Annotated in this window: 23 protein-coding genes; 14 read left to right on the top strand and 9 right to left on the bottom strand. The window is 74.2% G+C overall.

Features of this window, described 5'->3' with window-relative positions; genetic code table 11:
* Positions 1-181 precede the first annotated feature (181 nt).
* Together ABZ862_RS00950 and ABZ862_RS00945 are read left to right on the top strand one after the other, a co-directional pair.
* Complete coding sequence (locus ABZ862_RS00950) at positions 182-880, top strand: response regulator transcription factor (RefSeq protein WP_360950072.1); 699 nt, start codon at positions 182-184, stop codon at positions 878-880.
* Positions 877-2,676, top strand: coding sequence for a sensor histidine kinase (locus ABZ862_RS00945; protein ID WP_360950069.1), 1,800 nt, complete (start codon positions 877-879; stop codon positions 2,674-2,676). Before ABZ862_RS00950 ends, ABZ862_RS00945 begins: the two co-directional genes overlap by 4 nt.
* 21 nt (positions 2,677-2,697) lie before the next feature.
* Here ABZ862_RS00945 and ABZ862_RS00940 read toward each other — a convergent pair whose 3' ends face one another.
* Positions 2,698-3,102, bottom strand: a complete 405-nt coding sequence (locus ABZ862_RS00940) for a hypothetical protein (protein ID WP_360950066.1) — start codon at positions 3,100-3,102, stop codon at positions 2,698-2,700.
* Positions 3,103-3,519: 417 nt separating this feature from the next.
* On the opposite strand from ABZ862_RS00940, the gene ABZ862_RS00935 reads away from it, so the two are divergent.
* Positions 3,520-4,464: a helix-turn-helix domain-containing protein gene (locus tag ABZ862_RS00935; RefSeq protein WP_360950063.1), complete on the top strand. Its 945-nt coding sequence runs from the start codon at positions 3,520-3,522 to the stop codon at positions 4,462-4,464.
* 22 nt (positions 4,465-4,486) lie between these two features.
* Here ABZ862_RS00935 and msrB read toward each other — a convergent pair whose 3' ends face one another.
* From msrB to ABZ862_RS00915, 4 genes are all read right to left on the bottom strand, one after another.
* Complete coding sequence (gene msrB, locus ABZ862_RS00930) at positions 4,487-4,894, bottom strand: peptide-methionine (R)-S-oxide reductase MsrB (RefSeq protein ID WP_360950060.1); 408 nt, start codon at positions 4,892-4,894, stop codon at positions 4,487-4,489.
* A gap of 13 nt (positions 4,895-4,907) precedes the next feature.
* Positions 4,908-6,296, bottom strand: a complete 1,389-nt coding sequence (gene murC / locus ABZ862_RS00925) for a UDP-N-acetylmuramate--L-alanine ligase (protein WP_360950057.1) — start codon at positions 6,294-6,296, stop codon at positions 4,908-4,910.
* Between the two features lie 206 nt (positions 6,297-6,502).
* On the bottom strand, positions 6,503-6,976 hold the full coding sequence (locus ABZ862_RS00920) for an indole-3-glycerol phosphate synthase (RefSeq protein WP_360950054.1): 474 nt from the start codon (positions 6,974-6,976) through the stop codon (positions 6,503-6,505).
* Between the two features lie 195 nt (positions 6,977-7,171).
* Positions 7,172-8,008 carry a pyrimidine reductase family protein gene (locus tag ABZ862_RS00915; RefSeq protein WP_360950051.1) on the bottom strand — a complete coding sequence of 279 codons (837 nt, stop codon included), beginning with the start codon at positions 8,006-8,008 and terminating at the stop codon, positions 7,172-7,174.
* A 37-nt stretch (positions 8,009-8,045) separates the two neighbouring features.
* Here ABZ862_RS00915 and zapE point away from each other — a divergent pair, with 37 nt between their 5' ends.
* The 8 genes from zapE to ABZ862_RS00875 all read left to right on the top strand — a co-directional run bounded on the left by zapE (position 8,046) and on the right by ABZ862_RS00875 (position 15,926).
* Positions 8,046-9,152 carry a cell division protein ZapE gene (gene zapE, locus ABZ862_RS00910; RefSeq protein WP_360950048.1) on the top strand — a complete coding sequence of 369 codons (1,107 nt, stop codon included), beginning with the start codon at positions 8,046-8,048 and terminating at the stop codon, positions 9,150-9,152.
* Between the two features lie 145 nt (positions 9,153-9,297).
* Complete coding sequence (locus tag ABZ862_RS00905) at positions 9,298-10,236, top strand: slipin family protein (RefSeq protein ID WP_360950045.1); 939 nt, start codon at positions 9,298-9,300, stop codon at positions 10,234-10,236.
* A gap of 111 nt (positions 10,237-10,347) precedes the next feature.
* A complete protein-coding gene (locus ABZ862_RS00900; protein ID WP_360950042.1) occupies positions 10,348-11,286 on the top strand; it encodes a polysaccharide deacetylase family protein in 939 nt (312 codons plus the stop codon).
* Positions 11,287-11,304: 18 nt separating this feature from the next.
* Positions 11,305-11,493, top strand: coding sequence for a hypothetical protein (locus tag ABZ862_RS00895; RefSeq protein ID WP_360950039.1), 189 nt, complete (start codon positions 11,305-11,307; stop codon positions 11,491-11,493).
* Positions 11,494-11,515: 22 nt separating this feature from the next.
* A complete protein-coding gene (locus tag ABZ862_RS00890; RefSeq protein WP_360950036.1) occupies positions 11,516-12,253 on the top strand; it encodes a peptidyl-tRNA hydrolase in 738 nt (245 codons plus the stop codon).
* A gap of 145 nt (positions 12,254-12,398) precedes the next feature.
* Entirely contained in the window at positions 12,399-14,000 is a 1,602-nt protein-coding gene (locus ABZ862_RS00885; protein WP_360950033.1) for a DUF692 family multinuclear iron-containing protein, read from the top strand.
* 217 nt (positions 14,001-14,217) lie between these two features.
* Entirely contained in the window at positions 14,218-15,015 is a 798-nt protein-coding gene (locus tag ABZ862_RS00880; RefSeq protein WP_360950030.1) for a DUF4142 domain-containing protein, read from the top strand.
* A gap of 98 nt (positions 15,016-15,113) precedes the next feature.
* Entirely contained in the window at positions 15,114-15,926 is an 813-nt protein-coding gene (locus tag ABZ862_RS00875) for a TIGR04222 domain-containing membrane protein (RefSeq protein WP_360950027.1), read from the top strand.
* Between the two features lie 135 nt (positions 15,927-16,061).
* Here the strand turns inward: ABZ862_RS00875 and hemQ are convergent, their stop codons facing one another.
* Both hemQ and hemG read right to left on the bottom strand, forming a co-directional pair.
* The gene (gene hemQ / locus ABZ862_RS00870; RefSeq protein WP_360950024.1) at positions 16,062-16,793 is read right to left on the bottom strand and encodes a hydrogen peroxide-dependent heme synthase; all 732 of its coding nucleotides are present in this window, start codon (positions 16,791-16,793) and stop codon (positions 16,062-16,064) included.
* A gap of 22 nt (positions 16,794-16,815) precedes the next feature.
* Entirely contained in the window at positions 16,816-18,255 is a 1,440-nt protein-coding gene (gene hemG, locus ABZ862_RS00865) for a protoporphyrinogen oxidase (protein ID WP_360950021.1), read from the bottom strand.
* 220 nt (positions 18,256-18,475) lie between these two features.
* Here hemG and ABZ862_RS00860 point away from each other — a divergent pair, with 220 nt between their 5' ends.
* A complete protein-coding gene (locus ABZ862_RS00860) occupies positions 18,476-19,429 on the top strand; it encodes a DUF4349 domain-containing protein (RefSeq protein ID WP_360950018.1) in 954 nt (317 codons plus the stop codon).
* Between the two features lie 50 nt (positions 19,430-19,479).
* Positions 19,480-20,880, top strand: a complete 1,401-nt coding sequence (locus ABZ862_RS00855; RefSeq protein WP_360950015.1) for an FAD-dependent oxidoreductase — start codon at positions 19,480-19,482, stop codon at positions 20,878-20,880.
* Between the two features lie 32 nt (positions 20,881-20,912).
* Here the strand turns inward: ABZ862_RS00855 and ABZ862_RS00850 are convergent, their stop codons facing one another.
* Positions 20,913-21,245 (bottom strand): hypothetical protein, encoded by a 333-nt coding sequence (locus tag ABZ862_RS00850; RefSeq protein WP_360950012.1) that lies wholly within the window; start codon positions 21,243-21,245, stop codon positions 20,913-20,915.
* Positions 21,246-21,620: 375 nt separating this feature from the next.
* Here ABZ862_RS00850 and ABZ862_RS00845 point away from each other — a divergent pair, with 375 nt between their 5' ends.
* Positions 21,621-22,445, top strand: coding sequence for a rhomboid family intramembrane serine protease (locus ABZ862_RS00845; protein ID WP_360950009.1), 825 nt, complete (start codon positions 21,621-21,623; stop codon positions 22,443-22,445).
* Positions 22,446-22,461: 16 nt separating this feature from the next.
* Here the strand turns inward: ABZ862_RS00845 and hemE are convergent, their stop codons facing one another.
* Entirely contained in the window at positions 22,462-23,529 is a 1,068-nt protein-coding gene (gene hemE, locus ABZ862_RS00840) for a uroporphyrinogen decarboxylase (protein ID WP_360950006.1), read from the bottom strand.
* Positions 23,530-23,553: the final 24 nt, after the last annotated feature.

Here is a 23,553-nt window from a genome sequence, read left to right as displayed (position 1 = left end):
ACGCGCGCAATCGTACGGAACCGGCAGTTCCGGGAAAATCGGGTCTCCGTGCCCGGGGGCAAGCTGTCGGAAGCCTGTCGGTGTCCTTGCGGATGGGTATCGAAACCGGCGCCGCGCCGGCCCGGGTGCGGCGCCGGGACGCGCGTACCGCAGGATGAACGGGTGGAAGGAGCTTGAGCAGGTGGAGAACGTACGACTCCTGGTCGTGGACGACGACCCGCCCATCGCCGACCTGGTCGCCACGGTCGCCCGCTACGAGGGCTGGGAGGCGGTCACCGCGTACTCCGGCGAGGAGGCGCTGGCCCGGGCCGCCGGGTTCCGGCCGGACATCGTCGTCCTCGACGTGATGCTGCCCGGCCTCGACGGCTTCGCGGTGCTGGACCGGCTGCGCGGCTCCGGCACGATGGTGCCGGTGGTGTTCCTCACCGCGCGCGACGGGGTCGCCGACCGGGTGGAGGGCCTGACCCGGGGCGGCGACGACTACCTGGTCAAGCCGTTCGCCGTGGAGGAGCTGATGGCACGGCTGCGCACCGTGCTGCGCCGCAGCGCGGGGCCCGCGCTGCGGCGTTCGGTGCTGCGCGTGGCGGACCTGACCCTGGACGAGGACACCCACGAGGTGCGGCGCGGCGCACGGCTGCTGTCGCTGACACCGACCGAGTACGAGGTGCTGCGCTATCTGATGAGCAGGTCGCCCGCCGTGCTCACCAAGGCGCAGATCCTCGACCATGTGTGGGAATACGGCTTCGGCGGCCGCTCGAACGTCGTCGAGCTGGTGATCAGCAGGCTGCGCCGCAAGCTGGACGAGGGCGACGAGGGCACCGCCCCGCTGATCCACACGGTGCGCGGCTTCGGGTACGTCGTACGGCAGGCGGCGGGGTGAGCCCGCGCGGCACCGCCCGGTTCCGGGGAGCCTGGCGGCGGCTGCGGCTGGGCACCCGGCTGGCGCTGGGCCTCGGCGTGCTGTCCCTGCTGGTGTTCGCCGTCGTCGGCACCGCCCTGACCACGTACATGCGCGACTATCTCGAACGCCAGCAGGCCGCGCAGCTCAAGCTGGTGCAGGTCGTGCAGTCCAAGGACGCGGCGGCGCACGGCACGGTGCGGCGCCAGCCGTACTACGGCTGGTACACCGCCGTCTACGACGTCTCCGGCGGCGCCCCGGTCCTGCGCAGGCCCGCCGCGGTCCCGGCCGACACCCGCGCGATGACCGCCCTGGCGGCGGTGAAGTCCCGCTCGGGCCACGAGCTCCTGCGCACCGTGACGATCACGGGCGAGGGCACCTACCGGCTGCGGGCCTGCGAGGTGGAACCCGGGGTGGTCCTGGTCAGCGCGGCGCCCATGGCGGACATCGACGCCACGGTGCGCCGGCTGGTCACGGTGCAGGTGGTGGCCTTCGCGGTGGCGCTGCTGGCGCTCGTGGTGATCGGGCGGGCGCTGCTGCGGCGCGGGCTGCAACCGCTCAGCGACATGGCGCACACCGCGCAGGGCATCGCCTCCCACGACCTCACGGAGTCCGCGGCCGGGCTGCCGCTGCGCGCCGACGGCCCCGGCGGCGGACCCGAGGTGGAGGAACTGCGCACCGCCTTCAACACCATGCTGGAGCACATCGACGACGCGCTGGCCGTGCGCGCCCGGGCGGAGCAGCGGCTGCGCCGCTTCGTCGCGGACGCCTCGCACGAGCTGCGCACCCCGCTGATGTCGGTCCGCGGCTACGCCGACCTCTTCCAGTACGCCGCCGCCAACGCCCCCCAGGAACGTGACCGGCATCTGGCCCGGCTGCGCGCCGAAGCGGCCCGGATGGGCGTCCTGCTCGACGACCTGCTGCTGCTCGCCCGGCTGGACGCGGCGGAGGCGGAGACACCGCTCCGGCGGGAGGACGCGGATCTGGCGGAACTGGTGCGGCAGGCGGCGGACGCGTTCCGCGCCGCCCACCCGGACCACCCCCTGACCATCACCCCGACTCCCGCAACCGACCCGCCCCGGACACGGGAACCGACGGCTCCGGCGGCGCCGACGGCCCCGGCGGTCCCGGGAGTCGCGGTGGTCCGGGCGACCCCGACGGCTCCGACGGCCGGGGCGACCCCAGCAGCCCCGGCGACTCCTGTGACTCCGGCGGTTCCGGCAACTCCGGCCACCCCGGCCACCGCGCCGAATCCGGCAACCCCAGCAGTCCGGGCGACTCCGGCAGTGCCCGCAGCACCGGCAGCGTCCGCGACTCCGGCCGCCCCGGCCGCTCCGGCGGATCCGGCCACCCCGGCGACCCCGGCGACCCCGGCCGTCCCGGTGCGAGGGCCGTCGCAGGCGCCGGTGGTCGTGGGGAGGGTGCCGGTGTGGGTGGATCCGGTGCGGATCCGGCAGGTGCTGGACAACCTCCTCACCAACGCGGCCGTGCACACCCCGCCCGGCACCGGGGTGTCGGTGGCGCTCTCCGTCTCCGGGGGCGTCGCGTCGGTGCGGGTGGCCGACGCCGGGCCGGGTGTGCCGGAGGCGGACCGGGAGCGGGTGTTCGACCGGTTCTACCGGGTCGACAAGGCCCGCAGCCGGGACCGGGGCGGCAGCGGTCTCGGACTCGCGGTGGCGCGGTCGCTGATGCGCGCGCACGGGGGCTCGGTGGATCTGGAGCCCGGCCCGGGGGCGACGGTGTTCAGGGTGACGGTGCCGCTCGGGACGGTGTCGTGAGCGTCCGCCCCGGGACCGGGCTCAGGAGGCCGGGACCTGCCGGTCCTCGTCGTGGAGGGCGGCGTGCAGGGCGGCGTGCAGACGCGGCGCGCTGGTGCACTCGAGCCCGCGGGTCGGCGGGACCTGCCAGTACAGCCCGGGGCCCGTGGTGCGATGCAGCGGCGGAACGGCGACATGGTGCCCGCGCCCGAGGACGGACACCCTTTCGAGCCCCCAGCCGGCGGCCGCACCGGGGGCGATCAGCCAGTACAGGATGGACCCGAAGCCGTCCCGGATGACCGCGCCGGACTCGTCCCCGAGCAGGTGGAGCGTGGCCAGTCCGAGGTCGAGCGGGACGCGTACGGCGTCGAACCAGTCACCGGCGGCCACCGTCCGTACCTCCGCGCCCCGCCCGGGCAGTCGGCCCGGGACCGCTCTCACTGTCATCGCCCCCCACCACTTTCCTGATCCGAACATGACGAACCATAGGTCCGGACCGGTGCCCCGACTTGCGAGCACGCGCAGGGAAGTTGTGCCCGTGCGCACACGCCCGCCGGGCGCCCCCGCCCCTCACCCCAGGCGTCCCTCCGCATCACACCGGCCACCCAGGCACCTCCCCCGCACCCGCACCCGGCGGACGGCTTCGCACCCCCACCGGCCCCCGACTTACCCTTGGCATATGCCAAATGTCCCCCGGAGGTCCACCCGGGCCACCCGGTGCCCTAATCTGACTAGACGTAACGGCCTGTGAGCGCAGGGCGGTTCGCCGTCCGTACCCGCCCACGCGCCGGTTCCCACCCGCTTCCGCATATGCCAGCGGACCATCCCAGCGGAGGAGTCACGTTGCCCGCGGGAACTCACCTCGTGGAGTCCAGGAGCCCGCACGGTCCGCTCCCGTACGAGCGGACCGGTTTCGGGACCGGATCCGCAGGTCCGTACGGGTCCGGTCCGGACCAGGGGCAGCCGCGCACCGCCGACGACTTCCAGCGGGCGACGGCCCCCGGGCGCCCCGGCGGCTACCGCCTCAGCCGGTTCGGACCGGACCGGCCGGAGTACGGCCGCACGGCGGAGCAGATCCGCCGGGCCCCTGACGACGACTACCGGCTGTTACTCCCGGGCGTCGGCAGGTTCACCGTCTCCCAGGACGGCCGCGAGGCCCGCCTCACGCCGGGGACGGGCGCGCTGCTCGCCTTCGGGGAGCCGTTCCGGTACGTCCAGGAGGCGGCCGGCTGGGCGTACGTCCTCACGATCCCGGCCCGCGAGATCGACGACCCGCTCAGCCGCAGGCCCCCGCTGGCCACGGCGTTCGATCTGACCCGGGGCCTGGGCCGTGTCCTGCGGTCGATGCTCGGCGAACTGCACGAACAGCGCGGCACGCTCACCGCACCCGAGTTCGACGCCGTGGCGGACCGCGTCGTCGAACTCCTGTGCATGCTGACCCCCGGCGAGGACCGCTCGGACACCCCGAACCCGAACCCGCTGACCGAGGTGGAGACGGTGGTCCGCCGCCACATCCGCGCCCACGCGACCGACCCGGCCCTGACCGGCACCTCGGTGGCGCGCGCCCTGGGCTGGTCGCTGCGCCAGATACAGGTGGCCCTCCAGCGCGCGGGCACCACCCCGCGCGAACTGATCCGCGAGGAGCGGCTGCGCATGGTCCGTGACCGTCTGCGCTGCGGCCACTGCGAACACCTGACGATCACGGAACTCGCCTACGCCACCGGCTTCTCCTCGGCCAGCGCGATGAGCACGGCCTTCCGCCGCCGCTTCGGCATCAGCCCGCGCGAGATGCGCCACGAGTCCCGCTGACCGGGACCGGGTCCCGCCCCGCTCAGTCCTCTCCCGGCTCCAGCCGGAGCGAGACGGAGTTGATGCAGTACCGCTGGTCCGTCGGGGTCGGGTAGCCCTCGCCCTCGAAGACATGGCCCAGATGGGAGCCGCAGCGGGCGCAGCGGACCTCGGTGCGGACCATGCCGTGGGTCCGGTCCTCGATCAGTTCGACGGCATCCGTGTCCTTCGGGTCGTAGAACGACGGCCAGCCGCAGTGCGACTCGAACTTGGTGGTGGAGGTGAACAGTTCGGCACCGCAGGCCCGGCAGGAGTAGGTGCCCCGGGTCTTGGTGTCGGTGTACTCACCGGTGAAGGCGGGCTCGGTGGCGGCCTGCCGCAGTACGGCGTACTCGGCCGGCGTCAGTTCCGCGCGCCACTGCTCGTCCGGCTTCTCGACGTCGTACGACATGGATCTCAGCCCCTCACTTCGACAGACGGTCCAGGATGAGCGGGCCGAGGTCCGTGACGTCGCCCGCGCCCATGGTGAGAACGAGATCACCGGGCCGTGCCATTCCCGCGACCACGGACGGCGCCCCGGCCTTGTCGTGGACGGCGGTGACGTCCGCGCCCGCCGCCTCGGCGGCCTCGATGATCAGCGCGCTGGTGACACCGGGGATCGGGTCCTCACGGGCCGGGTAGATGTCGAGGACGGCCGAGGCGTCGGCGAGGGCGAGGGCCTGGCCCATCTCCTTGCCGAGCTCCTGGGTGCGGGAGAACAGGTGCGGCTGGAAGAGGACGAGGATCCGGGCGTCGCCGGCGGCGGCGCGCATGGCCTCCAGGTCCGCCGTCATCTCGGTGGGGTGGTGGGCGTAGGAGTCGATCACCTGCACCCCGCCCGCCTCGCCCTTGAGCTGCAGGCGCCGCTTGACACCGGTGTAGGCCGCCAGGGCGGGGGCGAGATCGGCGGCGGGGATCCCGAGGGCGGCGCCCGCGGCCAGGGCCGCCACCGCGTTGTGGGCGTAGTGCCGGCCGGGGACGGAGACCGTGAAGGTCAGCTCGGTGCCGTCCAGGAGGACCGTGACCTCGCTCTTCAGCCCCTGCGCCGTCACCGACAGCACCCGTACGTCGGCGTCGGCCGCCTCGCCGTACGTCACCGTCCGTACGCCGCCCGCGAGGCGACGGGTCAGCTCCCGCGCACCCTCGTGGTCGGCGGAGACCACCAGCGTGCCGCCGGGCACGATGCGGCCGGCGAAGGTCTCGAAGGACTCGTAGATCTCTTCCATCGAGGCGTAGTTGGCGTGGTGGTCGAGCTCCACGTTGAGGACGATCGCGACCTCGGGGGCGTACGTGTGGAAGCTGCGGTCCGATTCGTCGGCCTCGGCGACGAAGAGGTCGCCGGTGCCGTGCAGCGCGTTGGAGCCGGGCTCGTCCAGGTCGCCGCCGATGGCGTACGAGGGGTGCAGGCCCAGCTCGGTCAGGGAGACGGCCAGCATCGAGGTGGTGGTCGTCTTGCCGTGGGTGCCCGCGACCGCGAGCGCCCGCAGGCCGGTCATCAGGGCGGCGAGGGCGTCGGAGCGGTGCACCACGGGGATGCCCAGCTCGGCGGCGCGGACCAGCTCCGGGTTGTCCCGGCGGATCGCCGAGGAGACGACCACGCAGCTCGCGTCGCCGGCCAGATGCCCGGCGGCGTGGCCGATGTGCACGGTCACCCCGAGCGCCCGCAGCGCGTCGGCGGTCGCCGAGTCCCTGGCGTCGCTGCCGGCGACGACGGCGCCGCGCTGCGCGAGGATCTTCGCGATCCCCGACATCCCGGCGCCGCCGATGCCGATGAAGTGCGGTCGGTCCATGGCGGTAGGAAGGCCGGGTGCCATGCGCGTTTCTCCCAGAGTGCGGTACGACGAACGGTGTGACGGGTGGTGCGGTGGTACGACGTGAGGGCGCTCCCCCCGGTCCGGTGGTCCGGTGATCCGGGAGACGCGCCCTCAGCCTATGGCCTGTCGCGGTGCGGGACCTCAGCCGCCGGCCCCGTCCGCCCCGCCGGCGCCGCCCGCGACACGGCTCGCCCCGTCCGCGCCGTTCACGCCTTGCTGTGCGAGAACAGCTTCAGCACCGGCACCCCCACCTTGTGGCGGGCCCGCGAGGCCCAGTCCCGGTGGAAGAACTCCTCGACGTAGTGCGGATCGGTCAGGACGATCACCTCGTCGGCCCCGACCTCCTCGACCATCGACTTCAGCGCGTCCAGCGGATGGTCCTCGACCAGTCGGCCCTCGGCCGCGCCGCTCACCGCGCGCAGGGCGACCAGGGACACCTCCAGGGCCTTCTCACCGAGTTCCCGGGCCTTCTCGCCCTCGGGGGTGTCGCTCTCCCGCACGGCGGTGTCGAGCTCACCCATCGCCACGTCGTCGAGCGCGCGCAGCAGCCGGTCCGCCTGGTCACCGCGCGGCTGGAGCAGCACACGGAAGGAGACCTGCTCGTCCCCGTGCAAGGTGGTGACGAACTCCACGTCGGCGGACGTCAGGGCCTTCTCGATCATCAAAACGCTTGTGAACACCAGGCGCCCCTTCTCGTGGGAGGACCCGGGGGCCCTCCGTCCTGCGTAGTCCGTGCCGGCCCGCGCGAACGCCGGTACCGGGCCTGCGGAAACCATGTGCCCCGTGATCGCTTCGGTACTGCCGGTTCAAGTCTGCCCAGGTGAGGCCGAACGGAACGACTCGTTCCGTCGTTTTCGGGACCAGTAGTCCGTACATCAGGCCGACCGGTACCGGCCGTACCTGGCGAACAGGAACCCGTCCTCCTCCAGCATCGCCGTCAGCGCGAACCGGCGGGGCACCACCACCGGCGGCCCCCCGGCGATCCGCTGCGCGTCCCCCGCGGTGAGCAGCGGGGCGACGGTCAGACACAGCTCGTCGAGCACCCCGGCGGCCACGAACTGCCCCAGCAGCCGGGGACCGCCCTCGGTGAGCAGCCGGGTGTGCCCCAGCTCCGCCAGGGCCCGCACGGCGCGCACCGGGTCGACGCCGGCACCGTCCCCGGCGGTCACCACCCGGGCCCCGGCCTTCTCGGCGGCCGCCCTCCGGGCGGGGTCCGCGGCGGCGCCGGTCAGTACCAGCGTGGGCACCGCGGGCTCGGTGAACAGGGGGAGCGACCAGTCCAGCTCCAGGCTCGCGGTGACCACGGCGACCGCCGGCACCGGGGGCTGCCCGGCGGCCGCGCGCAGCGCCGCGAACTCCGGCCGGACCCGCGCCGGGCGGTACCCCTCCCGCCGTACCGTCTCCGCGCCGGCGATCACCACGTCCGCCAGGGCGCGCAGGGTGCCGAAGATCCGCATGTCGGTGGCGCAGGAGAGGGGCTGCGAGCGTCCCTCGTGCTGGGCGGCGCCGTCCAGGGTGCTCACCATGTTGGCCCGCAGCCAGGGCCGCGGCGGGCCGGGCTCGGGGGCGGGGTAGGCGTACGCGGCGGCCAGCTCGGCGGACGTCCACTCCCGGTCGGCGCCGGCCCCGGCACCGTCCGTCCCGTCCGGCTCCCGGGCCCCCCGGCCGGGCGGGGCCGCTGTCTCGTCGGTCACAGGGAAGAGGCGTCGCATGCGGTGCAGTCTGGCACGACCCTTAGCATGGGTAACCGTGTCGACCTCCTCCCCTGCCACCGGAGTCGTCCCGACAGCCGACGCCGCCCCGCTCTCGCTGTGCGGCCGCGAGCCGTACGTGCCCGCGGACCGGCTCGTCGCCGAGATGGTGCCGCCGCCGCGGTTCGACTCGGTCCGCTTCGCGACGTACCTCCCGGACCCGAACCAGCCCAGCCAGACCGCGGCCGTCCGCCTGCTGGAGGACTTCTCCGGCGGGCTCGGCGGCGCGCACGCCACGGGCGCCGGCCGCCGCGGGCTGTTCGGCCTCGGCAGGTCCAGGGCCCCCAAGGTCCCGGCGGGCCCCCGCGGGGTCTACCTGGACGGCGGCTACGGCGTCGGCAAGACGCATCTGCTCGCCTCCCTGTGGCACGCCACTCCGGCGGAACCCGCGCTGAAGGCGTTCGGCACGTTCGTCGAGCTGACCAACCTGGTCGGCGCCCTCGGCTTCCAGAAGACGGTGCAGACCCTCTCCGGGCACCGGCTGCTGTGCATCGACGAGTTCGAGCTCGACGACCCCGGTGACACCGTCCTGGTCTCCACCCTGCTCGGCAAGCTGGTCGGCGCCGGTGTGGCACTCGCCGCCACCTCCAACACCCTGCCCGGCAGGCTCGGCGAGGGCAGGTTCGCCGCCGCCGACTTCCTGCGCGAGATCCAGGGGCTGTCCGCGCACTTCCGCGCGGTGCGCATCGACGGCGAGGACTTCCGGCACCGCGGGCTGCCCCGGGCCCCTGAGCCGTACTCCGACGAGGTCGTGACGAAGGCGGCGTACGCGACCGAGGGCGCCTCCCTCGACGACTTCCCGCATCTGCTGGACCATCTCGCCCGCGTCCACCCGAGCCGCTACGGCGCCCTCACCGACGGTGTGCGCGCGGTGTGCCTCACCGATGTGCGGCCGGTGCCCGACCAGTCGACGGCACTGCGGCTGGTGGTGCTCGCCGACCGGCTCTACGACCGCGAGATACCGGTGCTGACGTCGGGGCTGCCGTTCGACCGGCTGTTCAGCGAGGAGATGCTGAACGGCGGCTACCGCAAGAAGTACTTCCGCGCGATATCCCGCCTCACCGCCCTGGCCCGCGACGCGGCCCCCCTCACCGGGGCCCGCTAGCCCCGCCCCACCCTGCCGCCTCACCGACCCGCCTCTCCGGTGGGCCCGGAACCGTCGTGGCCCGAGTCCGTCACCGGGCATATCGTTACAGGAGCGGACTTAGCAGACTTACCGGAATGCCGGACCTCTGACGGAGGAGGTCGTCATGCTCCAGGAGCTGATCGGGGCGATCGTCGCAGCCGGTGCCGTCGGCCTGGTGTACGCGTCGGCCGGGATGCGGGTCGTCAAGCAGTACGAACGCGGGGTGGTGCTGCGGCTCGGCCGGCTGCGCGGCGAGACGCGCGGGCCGGGGCTCGCGGTGATCGTGCCCGCGGTGGACCGGATACGACGGGTCAACATGCAGATCGTGACGCTGCCGATCCCGGCCCAGGAGGGCATCACCCGGGACAACGTCACGGTGCGGGTGGACGCCGTCGTCTATTTCAAGGTCGTGGACCCGGTGGCGGCGATCATCAACGTCGAGGACTACCGGTTCGCGGTCTCCCAGATGGCGCAGACCTCGCTGCGCTCGATCATCGGCAAGAGCGACCTCGACGATCTGCTCTCCAACCGGGAGAAGCTCAACCAGGGCCTGGAGCTGATGATCGACAGCCCCGCCGTCGGCTGGGGCGTGCAGATCGACCGGGTCGAGATCAAGGACGTGTCGCTGCCGGACGCCATGAAGCGCTCCATGGCCCGCCAGGCCGAGGCCGACCGGGAGCGGCGGGCCCGGATCATCAACGCCGACGCGGAGTTCCAGGCGTCCAAGAAGCTCGCCGAGGCCGCCCAGCAGATGGCCGCCACCCCGTCCGCGCTCCAGCTGCGGCTGCTCCAGACCATCGTGGCGGTCGCCGCCGAGAAGAACTCCACGCTGGTGCTGCCGTTCCCGGTGGAGCTGCTGCGGTTCCTGGAGCGGGCCCAGCAGCCGGAGCACCCGGAGCACCACGAGCCTCCCGCGCGTCCCGAGCAGCGGGACCGCGCCGACCGGGCCGAGGACCCGGACCGGCCGGCACCCCTCGAACAGCTGCCGAAGCCGCCCGAGCCCGAGCACCCGTTCACCCCGCCGCCGCAGCAGCTGCCGCAGCGGCCGAAGGCAGCCGGGTGAGCCCCTGAGCGACCGACCGCTACGGCCACTGGGCGACAGGTGTTCAGCCGTCTCCGTGACGCCCGGAGCGCGCCTCGCCATGATCAGAAATGATCGTCATACTTTCGTACGGTGATCACCCTCGCCCCCGGGCCCCGGCGCGCCACCGCCGTCCGCACCCTCGCCACCGCCCTCGCCGTCGGCGCGGCCGTCGCGGCCTGCGGCACCGCCGCCGAGGCTCCCCGCCCCGGCCGGTCGGCCCATGCCGCCCCCGCTGCCCCCGCAGCCCCCGCCGCGCACCCGGCCCCCGCACACCCCGCGGCACCCTCCCCGGCCGCCTCGTCCCCCTCCCCCGTCCCCGCCCTCGCCCCCGACGCGTCCGGCCTGACCCCGGTGTTCCGCAACGGCCCGCGCACCGCGGGCAAGGTCGTGGCCCTCACCTTCGACGCCGACATGACGGCCGACGAGGGGCCGCGCGCGGCGGCGGGCGAGCACTTCGACAACCCGGCGCTCATCGCCGCCCTGCGCACGCTGAAGGTCCCGGCGACCGTGTTCATGACCGGCCGGTGGGCCGAGCAGTACCCCGCCGAGGCCCGCTCCCTCGGCACCGACCCGCAGTTCGAGGTGGCCAACCACTCCTACAGCCACTACGCCTTCACCGACGACTGCTACGGGCTGCCGACCGTCTCCGGGGACCGGATGCGGGCGGACGTGGAGCGGGCGTACACCGCGCTGCGGGCCGCGGGGGTGCCGCACCCGATGCCGTACTTCCGCTTCCCGGGCGGCTGCTACGACCGGCGGGCGCTGCGGGCGCTCGGCGGCACCGGGGTGGGCACGGCGGTGCAGTGGGACGTGGTGAGCGGGGACGCGTTCGCGACGGACGCGGACGCCGTGGCCCGGCAGGTGCTGGACGGGGTGCGGCCGGGGTCCGTCGTCGTCATGCACTGCACCCGCAGCGCGGCCCCGGCGACCGAGCGGGCGGTGCGCACGGTCGTGCCCGCGCTGCGGGCCGAGGGCTACCGGTTCGTGAAGGTGTCCGAGCTGATCGCCGCCACGGAGGCGGGCCGGTGACCGCCGTACCCTGAAGGCATGAGCGCTGCGAGCGACGACGACTACTGCACCCTCGGGACCGTACGTCCCCCGAAGGCCGACGGGCCGCCGTACGCGGAGTGCGTGCTGTGCCGGGAGCCCACGGAGTACCCGACGTCGTACAAGGGGATCACGCTGTGCCCGGTCTGTGAGTGGCGGGAGGCGGAGCGGACGGCGTGCTCGGGCTGACCTGTTTGTAGGGTGGGCCGACGTGACATCTGATACGACGCCCGCCGACGGCACCCCCGACACCACCGGGACCCCTTTCCAGACCGGGCCCAGCGCCCGCGACGAGGCACGGCAGTTCGCGCTGCCCCTGGTCGTACGGCTCGAGCGGGACGCCCCGCCCGCCCGCACGGATGCCCTGGAGACCGCCGCACGCGCGGTCCTGGTGCTGCTGACCGACCCGCGCTCCACCGGGGACGGGGAATGGGCGGGGCTGGTGCGGGACTGGCAGGACGGCCGGATCCGCAAGGTCGTCCGGCGGGCCCGGGGCGCCGAGTGGCGCAAGGCGTCGGCGCTGCCCGGGGTCACCGTCACCGGGAAGTCCGCCGAGGTACGGGTGTTCCCGCCGGTGCCGCTCGACGGGTGGCCCAAGGAACTGGCGAAGCTCCAGGTCTCCGGCACCGACCTCGACAACCCCGAGCCGGTCGCCCCCGCCGGCCCGGACGTGCCGGTGCTCTGGCTCAACCCCGGGCTGGACATGTCGGCCGGCAAGGCCATGGCCCAGACCGGGCACGCGGCCCAGCTCGCCTGGTGGGCGCTGCCGGACGAGGAGCGCGCGGCCTGGCTCGGCGCCGGTTTCCCGCTCGCCGTCCGCACCGCCGCCCCGGCCGACTGGGAGCGGCTGGTCGGCAGCGGGCTGCCGCTGGTGCAGGACGCCGGGTTCACGGAGGTCGCCCCGGGCAGCTGCACCGTCGTGGCGGACCATCCGGCGCTCCCGCACTGACCGAACCTCAAATAATCCTCTGAAGAACCCCGGCCCGGGATTGGCGCACCGCCGCCCGGGCGATACCCCCGTCACGCCGGAACGGACGGCGGTGCCGGAAGGCACCGAGGGGGGACGGACCATGCGGACACCGGGGGAGACAGCCATGGCGGTGACGGCAGGAGAGACACGCGGGCCCGCGACGGCGGGCGGACCGGTGCGGCTGGGGACCGGGATCGGCTGGCGGCCGGAGATCGCGGACGCCGTGGAGGAGATGCCGGGGATCGACTGGGTCGAGGTCGTCGCGGAGAACGTGTGCCCCGGTCATCTCCCCGAGTCGCTGCTGCGGCTGCGCGCCCGCGGGGTCACCGTGGTCCCGCACGGCGTCTCCCTCGGCCTCGGCGGCGCCGAACCGCCCGGCGAACGGCGGCTGACCGCCCTCGCCGAGCGGGCGCAGGCGCTCGGCTCACCGCTGGTCACCGAGCACATCGCCTTCGTACGGGCGGGCGGCCCGCTGACCGCGTCCCCGGCCCTGGAGGCGGGCCATCTGCTGCCCGTGCCGCGCACCCGCGACGCCCTCGACGTGCTGTGCGAGAACGTCCGGATCGCCCAGGACGCCCTGCCCGTCCCGCTCGCCGTCGAGAACATCGCCGCGCTGATCGCCTGGCCCGGCGAGGAGCTGACCGAGGGCCAGTTCCTGTACGAGCTGGCCGACCGCACGGGCGTACGGCTCCTCGTCGACGTCGCCAACCTGCACACCAACCACGTCAACCGGGGCGAGGACCCGGCGGAGGCCCTCGCGGAACTCCCCCTGGAAGCCCTCGCCTACGTCCATGTCGCGGGCGGCGTCGAGCGGGACGGCGTCTGGCACGACAGCCACGCCCACCCCGTCCCGGAACCGGTCCTCGCGATCCTGACCGACCTGGCGTCCCGCACCGCCCCGCCCGGGGTCCTCCTGGAGCGCGACGACGACTTCCCCGCACCGGCGGAACTGGAACGGGAGCTGACGGCGATCCACCGCGCGGTGGTGAAGGGCCGCGCCAGAACCCGCCCCCCGACACCGTCCCCCGCCGCACCCCCACCCACTCCCCCCACCCCGACCACCGCACAAGCCCCCACCCCTGCACCCGAGCCCCTCTCCACACCCGCCTCCACCCCGATACCCAGCTCCACCCCGGCACCCGCCTCCACCACAGCACCCGAGCCCAGTTCCACCACCACACCCGGCTCCGCCCCCACCCCCGAGCCCAGCTCCCTGCCCGGAACCCGATCCGTCTCCGTCCCCACGCCCCGATCCGTCTCCGTCCCCACGCCCCGATCCGTCGTCGTGCCCGCCTCCGCCTCCGTCCACGCCTGCGCGCGTCAGCGTCTCGCCCTCGCGCAGACGGCCCTGCTGTCCGCGCTCGTCGCCGGGACGCCCGCGCCCGAGGGCTTCGACCGGGCGCGGTTGCGGGTGCAGTCCCGGGCGCTGACCGCCAAGCGGGCGGACGTGGTGGCGAAGGTCGCCCCGGAGCTGCCGGGGATCCTCGGCACGGACTACCGTCCCGCCTTCCTGGCCTACGCCCACGACCGCCCGATGACCGGCGGCCACCGGCGCGACGCCCTGGACTTCGCCGAGCACCTGCTGACCGGCGGCACGCTCGAACCGGGCACGGTCCGGCGGGAACTGCGGCAGTGGTGGCGGGAGCGCAGCGGCCCGGTACCGCCCACCGCCCGCCGGACGGCCCGCCTGGCCGGCAGGGCCCGCCGGCTCCTGCTCCGCCCCTGACCCGGCCGGCCGTCGCCGCTTCCCCTCCACTCCCCGGGGTACGGGGGCGGAGCCCCCGGGACGGGACGGGAAAGGGCGGCGGGGGCGAACACCCTCCGAACCCCGACCCCGCCCCGCCACCCCACCGCCCCTCCACCCCCACCGAACTCCCCAGTAATATGGCCTCCTCCCACACCCCGCGAACCCCCGCGTGCGGTCCCCGTGGGAAGGAGGCGCCATGCGACGCAGACCCCCCGTCCAGGGCCGGGGCATCCTCAGCGGCACCGGGCTCATCATCACCGGTCTGACGGCCACGCTGGCCGCGCTGGTCTTCCCGGTCTGGTCGTACGCCGACCGGTCGGGTCCCGGTGTGGACAGCGCCGAGGTGCTCGCCGACCGTACGATCGCGACGCCGTACGGTCCGCTGTCGGTACAGGACCGGGACTTCATCGCCAAGGTCCGGCTGGCCGGGCTCTGGGAGCTGCCCGCCGGACGGCAGGCGGAGGAGAAGGGCACCACCGACGCCGTACGGGTCGCCGGTCAGCATCTGATCGACGGGCACACCTTCCTCGACGCACGCGTCCGCGACGTGGCCGCCAAGCTCAGCCTCCCCCTGCCCGGCCGGCCCACCGACCAGCAGAGGCAATGGCTGGACATCCTGAACGCCGCTCAGGGCGACGCCTTCGACCGGCAGTTCGCCACCATCCTGCGGCTGGCGCACGGCAGGGTGTTCTCGCTCGTCGCCGACGTCCGCGCGAGCACCCGCAACTCCCTGGTCCGTGCGCTGGCCGACGACGCCGACACCACGGTCCTGGACCACATCAAGGTGCTGGAGGGCACCGGGTTCGTCGACTTCGACGCGGTCGCCCGGGAGATGGCGGCGAGCCCCACGCCCACCTCACCCCCCTCGGTGCCGCCGACACCCACCGCCGACCCCTCCCCCGCCGCACCCGCCGCCCCCGCCGCTTCGGCGAGCGGCCTCAGCACCGGCTGGTCCCTGCCGCCCGCCGTCACCGGCCCGCCCGCGACACCCTGACCGGCCGGACCGACGGAACGTCACAGACCGGCAACACCACGTCCGAAATCCGCCCCCCGGCATGGCGCACGACTGCGCCCTTGGCATAGAAATCTGGCATGTTCTGGGTCCTTCTCCTGCTGCTGGCCTGGGCCGTCGCGGGCACCGCGTGCACCCGGCTGTGCCTGGCCGCCGTACGCGCGGCGAACGTCGACAAGGAGTACGCGGCACTCGTCGCCGCGGGCGCCGGACACGATCTGACGCTCTACGAGGCCGCGTTCCTCTCCGGCGGGCCCGCCAGGGTCGCCGACCTCACCCTGGTCTCCATGGCCCGGCAGCAGCGGCTGCTGCTCGCCCACACGGGCTGGGCGACCGTCGTCGACCCGCGCGGCCGGGACGAGATGGAGCGCACGGTGCTCGGGGCCATCGGCCCGGAGGGCCAGTCCCGTATCGCCCCGGTGCGGGACCGGGCGGCGGCCGGGGAGGCCGTACAGGGCCTCGCCGACCGGCTGGTGCGGGCGGGCCTCGCGGTGCCGGACGGGGACCGTACGACGGTCGCGTCCCGGGTGCGCCAGGTACGGTTCGCCGCGCTGGCCGTGGTCGCGCTGGGCGCCGCCGCGCTGCTGCTGCCCACCCCGACCGCGCTGCCGCGCGACCTGGTGGCCCTGTGGTTCGCGCTGCCCCTCACGCTGACGCTGAGCTGTCTGGTGCTCGCCCGGGTCGAGGTCCACCCGTACACCCGCTGGGCCTCCCCGGCCGGTCAGCGGCTGCTGGGCGTCCTGATGCGCCGCAGGTCCCGCGCCGGCGGCGCCGGTGACACCGACGGCCGTACGGACCTCACCTCGGTCGCGGTGCGCGGCATCCGCGCCGTCGGCGACCCCGCGCTGCGGGCGGCCTTCGCCCACCGCGACCAACCGCACTGGCGGGACTAGCCGGACGGCGCGTTCCCCGTGCGGGGGACTCCCGCAGAACCCCGCACGGAGCGCGCCGTCCGGCACCCCGGACGACCGGTACGGTCCCGGCCGCCGGGCGACCCGTAGGGTCCCGGCCGCCGGACCTGACGCGGACTACGCCAGATCCGCGACCAGTTCGGCGACGTCCTTGCGGCGCCCCGTGAAGAACGGGACCTCCTCGCGGACGTGCATCCGGGCCTCGGAACCGCGCAGATGGCGCATGAGGTCGACGATGCGGTACAGCTCGTCGGCCTCGAAGGCCAGCATCCACTCGTAGTCGCCGAGCGCGAAGGAGGCGACCGTGTTGGCGCGCACGTCCGGGAAACCGCGGGCCATCTTGCCGTGGTCGGCGAGCATCCGGCGGCGGTCCTCGTCGGGCAGCACGTACCAGTCGTAGGAGCGGACGAACGGGTACACGCACAGGTAGTCGCGGGGCGTCTCCTCGGCGAGGAACGCCGGGATGTGCGAGCGGTTGAACTCGGCCGGGCGGTGCAGCGCCATGTTCGACCAGACCGGCTCGAGCGCACGGCCGAGCCGGGTACGGCGGAACAGGTTGTACGCCTCCTGGAGCTGGTCGCTGTTCTCCGCGTGCCACCAGATCATCAGGTCGGCGTCGGCGCGCAGCGCCGAGACGTCGTACGTGCCGCGGACGGTCACGTCCTTCGCGGCGAGCTGGTCGAACAGTTCCTGGACCTCTTCGGCGTAGCCCGCGCGGTCCTCGGGCAGCGCGTTCCTCAGCTTGAAGACGGACCACAGGGTGTAGCGGATGACCTCGTTGAGGTCCTTGGCCAGCTTGCCCTTGTTGGGGATCCTGCCGGGCTCGGTGGTGGGGGCGTCGTCAGTCATGCACTCATTCTCCTGCTCGTCCTCAGGCGGTCCGCACCGGGTCCGCGTCGGACCGCGGGCCGGGGCCGAGGTCTTCCTCCAGCCGCTCCACGGCGGTGTACGCGCTCGCGATGCACGCCGGGATGCCGACGCCGTCGTACTGCGCGCCGCACACGACGAGGCCGGGGAGCTTCGCCACGTGCTCGCGGATACGGGCCACCCGCGTGTGGTGGCCGACGGGGTACTGCGGCAGGCCGTCGTCCCAGCGGGTGACCCGGGTCTCGACCGGTACGGCGTCCAGGCCGGTGGCCGCGCGCAGGTCGTGCTGCGCGACGGCCACCAGGCCGGCGTCGTCGCGCTCCAGGACCGCCATCTCGCCGTAGCGGCCCAGGGAGGCGCGCAGCACCGTCAGACCCGGGTTCTGGTCGGCGATCCAGCCCCATTTGCGGGAGGCGAAGGTGGACGCCTTGATGGTGTGCCCGTCGACCGGCGGGACCAGGAAACCGCTGCCCTCGGGCAGGTCGGCGTCGCCACTGCGGTAGGCGAGGGTGACCAGGGCCATCGACGCGTACTCCACGGCGGCCAGTTCGGCGGCGGCGCCGGGTGCCTCCGCGCGCAGCAGCCGGGCGGCGGCCGGGGCGGGTACGGCGACGACGACGGCGTCGGCGGTCAGCACGCGGTCGCCCGCGGTGACGCGCCAGCCGTCCGGTGTGCGGCGCAGCGCGGTGGCGGGCGCGTCCGTGCGGATCTCGCCGCCGCGCGCCCGGACGGAGTCGGCCACCGCGAGCGGCAGGCTGCCGATGCCGCCCTCGATACCGAGGAACACCGGGCCGGTCTGGTGGGCCGCGGCCGCCCTGGCCTGGATCTCGCGGACGGCCTCGGTCAGCGAGTCGTGTGTGCGGGCCGCGTGGTAGAGCTGCGGCACGGCCGAGCGCATCGAGATGCGGTACGCGTCGCCCGCGTAGACCCCGCCCAGCAGGGGTTCCACCAGCCGGTCGACGACCTCGCGGCCGACCCGCGCCGCCACGTACTCGCCGACCGCCACGTCGTCGCCGATCTCGGTGCGGGGCAGTTCGGCGTCCTGCTCGATCCGCTGAAGGCCCTCGTCGGACAGCACGCCGGAGAGCGCCTCGGCGGTGCCGGGGACGCCCATCACATGGCCGCGGGGCATGGGGCGCAGGGCGCCGCGGGTCCAGATCGCGGCGGCCGCGGTGGCCGGTGCCTGGAGCCGGTCGGCGAGGCCCACCTCGCGGGCGAGGCCGACGGCTTCCGGCCGCCTGGCCAGCATCGACTCGGCGCCCAGGTCGAGCCGGGCGCCCGCCACCTCGCCGGGCAGCAGCTTGCCGCCGACCCGGTCCGAGGCCTCCAGCACCGTCACGCGTGCGCCGCGCTCCAGCAGCCGGTGGGCCGCGGCAAGGCCCGCGATGCCCGCTCCGACGACGACCACATGGTGGGGACCCGTCCCAGTTCCGCTTCCGCTCATGGGCTCCACCCTCTCAGATGCCACTGGCACCCCGGCCAGGGCCTTGTGGCCCTTGTCGCGATGCGATCGTGACCGGTTCGGGACCGATTTCCGCCAACGTTCTTCCCGGGCCGGGCGTCGAAGGGGCGTCCGTGGAAAACCGATCCCGGGGGGAACCGCAATGCGCCCACGACAGCCCGACACCACCCGCCCCGCACGCCTTGTGCGCTCCGCACACCCCATGCACCCCGCACGCCCGGTGCACGCCTTCGCCGCGCTGCTGGTCGCGGTCTCCCTCGCAGTCGCCGGGTGCAGCGCGTCCGGCGGCGGCTCCTCCAGCGCGTCCGACGGCAAGGCCGCCGCACCCGGAGCCGAGTACGGCGCCGGTGGCGCCAGGAGCGGCGGTTCGGGCGCGGCCGCGGACAGCGGCGCCGGGGCGACGAACGCGCCCAGGCTCACCGCGAGCAGCATCATCCGCACCGCTTCCCTGACCGTGCAGGTCAAGGACGTGCCGAAGGCCCTGGACGCGGCCCGGACCACCACCGAGGACGCGGGTGGCTACGTCGGCGACGAGTCCACCACCCGGGACTCCGCGGGACGCGAACGCACGCGTGTCGTGCTGCGCGTCCCCACCGAGCGGTACGACGACGTCCTCACCGGCCTCCAGAGCGGCGGCAGGCTGCTCGCCCGCACCGCGAAGGCCGAGGACGTCACCGATCAGGTCGTCGACGTCGACAGCCGCGTGAAGTCGGCGCGCGCCAGCGTGGCCAGGGTGCGGGAGCTGATGGACCGGGCGGTCAAGCTGAGCGACGTGGTCGCGCTGGAGGGCGAACTGAGCAGCCGCGAGGCCGATCTGGAGTCGCTGCTCGCCCAGCAGGCGTCCCTCAAGGACCGGGTGGGCCTGGCCACCATCACGCTGTCGCTGACCTCGACCCCGGTGAAGAAGGCCGGGGCGAAGGACGACACGCCCGGGTTCGTCGACGCCCTGGCGGGCGGCTGGCACGTCTTCCTCACGATGCTGCGCTGGATCGCCCTGGCCGTCGGCGCGCTGCTGCCGTTCGCGGCGGTGGCGGGCCTGCTCGCGGTGGTGTGGCTCCGTGTCGTCCGCCCCCGCCGGACCCGCTCCGCGGCCGCACCGGCCGCACCGGCCTCCCCGGGCACGCTGCCGCGGCACAGCGGAACGACCGACGACTGAGGTCCCGGGCACGCCCACGGGCCCGCAGCCGCACGGCATAGCGTGGGGGCATGACGATGCGTGCGGGTGCCCACGGCGGGGAACGACTGGTGGTGATCGGTGGCGACGCCGCGGGCATGTCCGCGGCGTCGCAGGCCCGCCGCCTCCGGACCCCCGCCGAACTGGAGATCGTGGCGTTCGAGCGCGGTCACTTCACGTCGTACTCCGCGTGCGGGATCCCGTACTGGGTCGGCGGCGACGTGCCGGACCGGGACCGGTTGATCGCCCGTACCCCGGAGGAGCACCGCGCGCGGGACATCGGGCTGCGGATGCGCACCGAGGTCACGGAGATCGACGTCGCGGGGCACCGGGTACGCGCGTGTGACCTGGGTTCCGGGGCCGAGTCGTGGACGTCGTACGACAAGCTGGTGATCGCGACCGGGGCGCGGCCGATCCGTCCGGAGATGCCCGGCGCGGACGCGCCCGGGGTGCACGGCGTGCAGACCCTCGACGACGGCCAGGCGCTGCTCGACACGCTGGCCCGCGCGCGCGGCCGCCGCGCGGTGGTCGTCGGCGCGGGCTACATCGGCGTGGAGATGGCCGAGGCGCTGATCAAGCGGGGCTACGAGGTGACGGTCGTCAACCGGGGCGGCGCGCCGATGGCGACGCTGGACCCGGACATGGGCCGCCTGGTCCGTACGGCGATGACGGGCCTGGGCATCACCATGGTCGACGACGCGGAGGTCACCGGGATCCTCACCGGGGACGACGGCAGGGCGTGCGGGGTGGCCACGGAGGACGCCGAGTACCCGGCGGACGTGGTGGTGCTCGGCATCGGCGTACGTCCGGAGACGGCCCTCGCGAGGGCGGCGGGCCTTCCCCTGGGCGGCCACGGGGGCCTGCTCACGGACCGCGGGATGCGGGTGCGCGGGCACGAGGACATCTGGGCGGGCGGGGACTGCGTGGAGGTCCTGGACCTGGTCTCGGGCCAGGAGCGGCACATCGCGCTGGGCACGCACGCGAACAAGCACGGGCAGGTGATCGGCACCAACGTGGGCGGCGGCTACGCGACCTTCCCGGGGGTGGTGGGCACGGCGGTCAGCAAGGTGTGCGACCTGGAGATCGCCCGGACCGGCCTGCGGGAGAAGGACGCCCACCGGGTGGGCCTGCGCTTCGTGACGGCCACGATCGAGTCGACCGGCCGCGCGGGCTACTACCCGGGCGCGTCCCCCATGACGGTCAAGATGCTCGCCGAACACCGCACCGGCCGTCTGCTGGGCGTGCAGATCGTGGGCAGGGAGGGCGCGGCGAAACGCGTGGACATCGCGGCGGTGGCCCTCACGGCGGGCATGACGGTGGACGGGATGACGTCCCTGGACCTGGGCTACGCGCCGCCGTTCTCCCCGGTCTGGGACCCCGTCCTGGTGGCGGCGCGCAAGGCCGCGGCCGAGGTGCGCACGAGCGCGTCCTGACCCCGGCACCGCGCCCGGGCACCGCCGGGCCGTCAGGCGCTGCCGTTGATGCGTTCGATGACCTGGCGGGCGTGTTCGGCCGGCGGCCTGGGCGGCAGGGACGAGACGGACGCGGTCGCGGGTGCCGCGGACGGGGCGGACGGGCTCGTCACCGGCGGGGAGGCGGGTGCCGAGGTCACTGCGGACAGCGGCTCCCCGGCCGGCCTGGCGTGGGCCGCGGAGGGGCGCAGGGAGCGGAGGCGGTGGCTCACCGCCTCGTCGAGGGTGACCGGGCGCCGGGTCTGCGCGGCGAGCCGCGCGGCCTCCTGGCCCAGCCGGGCCACGTCCTCCCAGGGGAGCTGGATCACCAGGGCCTGTCGCCACATTCCCGTCGTCCGCCCGAAGGGCGGGCCCGGCGGCGTCTGGTGCGTGCGATCGCAAGGCGCCGGAGCGCCCTCGTGGCGGAGCCACGTGGGCGGTTCGGCAACGCCGCGAGCGTGCGTGCCAGACGCCGCCGGGCAGACGGGAATGTGGCGACAGGCCCTAAGGGGCGATCTCCGCCTCGCCGTCGGGCAGTGCGTGGATCGGTGGGGCGGTTCGCTCGGTCATCGCGGATTTCCTCACGTCGTCCCCGCGGAACGCCTTCCCCGCGCCGCGGGCGGTTGTGGAGTGATACGCGGCCGTGGCCGGACCCGTTCACCGGTTCGGTCCGCTCGTTCACCGGTTCGGTTCGGCGGCCGCATCGGGGGCACTACTTGGATGTGGTCATCCCCGTTCATGATGTGAACCCGGTCCGCCGCACCCCCTGGGTGACGTACGCGCTCGTCGCCGTGAACGTCCTGGTGTTCGTGGCCACGCCCGGTATCGCCGGTTCCGTGGCGGGCGGCGGCAGCGTCTCCCAGCTGTGCCGTCTGCACGCCTTCCTGGACCACTGGGCCGCGGTGCCGCGCGAGCTGATCCACCACCAGATGCCGCGGCTGGTCCCCACCGGGCAGGCCGGGATCGGCGCCCAGGGCGCCGCGGGCTGTGTGGTGGCGCCGCCCGGCTACGACAAGTCCCCGCCGCTGTCGGTCCTCACGGCGATGTTCCTGCACGGCAGCTGGCTGCATCTGCTGGGCAACATGCTGTTCCTGATGATCTTCGGCAACAACATCGAGGACCGCATGGGTCATGTGCGGTACCTGGTGTTCTACGTCGTCTGCGGCTACGCGGCCGGGTACGGCTTCGCCGTGCTGAACGCGGACTCCGCCGACCCGCTGATCGGCGCCTCCGGGGCCATCGCCGGGGTGCTGGGGGCCTATCTGGTGCTGTATCCGCGGGCCAGGGTGTGGGTGCTGGTGCCGTTCCTGGTGTTCCTGCCGCTCAGGCTGCCGGCGTGGCTGGTGCTGGGTTTCTGGTTCGCGCTCCAGGCGGTCTACTCGTCCGGCGAGGGCGTGTCGGGCGCGGGCACGGTGGCGTACCTGGCACACGTGGTCGGCTTCCTGGCGGGCATGCTGCTGGCGCTGCCGCTGAAGCCGGGCACGCCGCCGCCCCCGGAGCCGCGCCGGCTGCTGTTCGGCAGACGGGCGCGGCCCCGGTACGGCTGACGGTGGGCCGGGAGGCTCAGCGGGCGGTCCGCGTGTGGACGTACTCGACGAGGGCGGTCAGCGCGTCCGGGTCGGTGGACGGCATCACACCGTGCCCGAGGTTGAAGACGTGCCCTTCGAGACCGGCGGCGGCGTCCAGCACCTCGCGCGCCTTCGCCTCGACGGCGTCCTTGCCGGCGAACAGCACCGTCGGGTCCAGGTTGCCCTGGAGCGCCTTGCCGGGACCGACGCGGCGCGCGGCCTCGTCGAGGGGGACCCGCCAGTCGACGCCGACGACGTCCGCGCCCGCCTCACCCATGAGCTTCAGCAGCTCGCCGGTGCCCACGCCGAAGTGGATGCGCGGCACGCCGTAGCCGGCGACGGCGTCGAAGACCTTCGCGGAGGCGGGCAGCACCGAGTGCCGGTAGTCGGCGGGGGCGAGGGCCCCGGCCCAGGAGTCGAAGAGCTGCACGGCGCTCGCGCCCGCCTCGATCTGCACCTTGAGGAAGGCGGCCGTGATGTCCGCGAGCCGGTCGAGCAGGTCGGCCCACAGCGCCGGGTCGCCGTACATCATCGCCTTGGCGTTCTCGTACGTCCGCGACGGGCCGCCCTCGACGAGGTAGCTCGCGAGGGTGAAGGGGGCCCCGGCGAAGCCGATCAGCGGGGTGGCGCCGAGCTCGCCGGTGAGCATGCCGATCGCCTCGGTGACGTAGGAGACGTCCTCGGGGGTGAGGTCGCGCAGCCTGGCCAGGTCGGCACGGGTGCGCACCGGCTCCTCGACGACCGGGCCGACGCCGGGCTTGATGTCGAGGCCGAGGCCGATGGCCTTGAGCGGTACGACGATGTCGCTGAAGTAGATCGCCGCGTCCACGTGGTGACGGCGCACCGGCTGGAGCGTGATCTCGGTGACCAGTTCCGGCCGCATGCAGGACTCGAGCATCGGGACGCCCTCGCGCACCTTGCGGTACTCGGGCAGGGAGCGGCCGGCCTGCCGCATGAACCACACCGGTGTGTGCGGCACGGGTTCACGCCGGCACGCCCTGAGGAACGCGGAGTCGTATGTCGCTGTCGGCGGCCGGCCCGAGGGGCTCTCGTTGACACTCACGACGGCAAGTCTCGCACGGCGCCC

The sequence above is a fragment of the Streptomyces sp. NPDC047000 genome, from assembly GCF_040644295.1.
Classification (GTDB): domain Bacteria; phylum Actinomycetota; class Actinomycetes; order Streptomycetales; family Streptomycetaceae; genus Streptomyces.
This window is presented reverse-complemented; position numbering and strand designations above follow the sequence as displayed.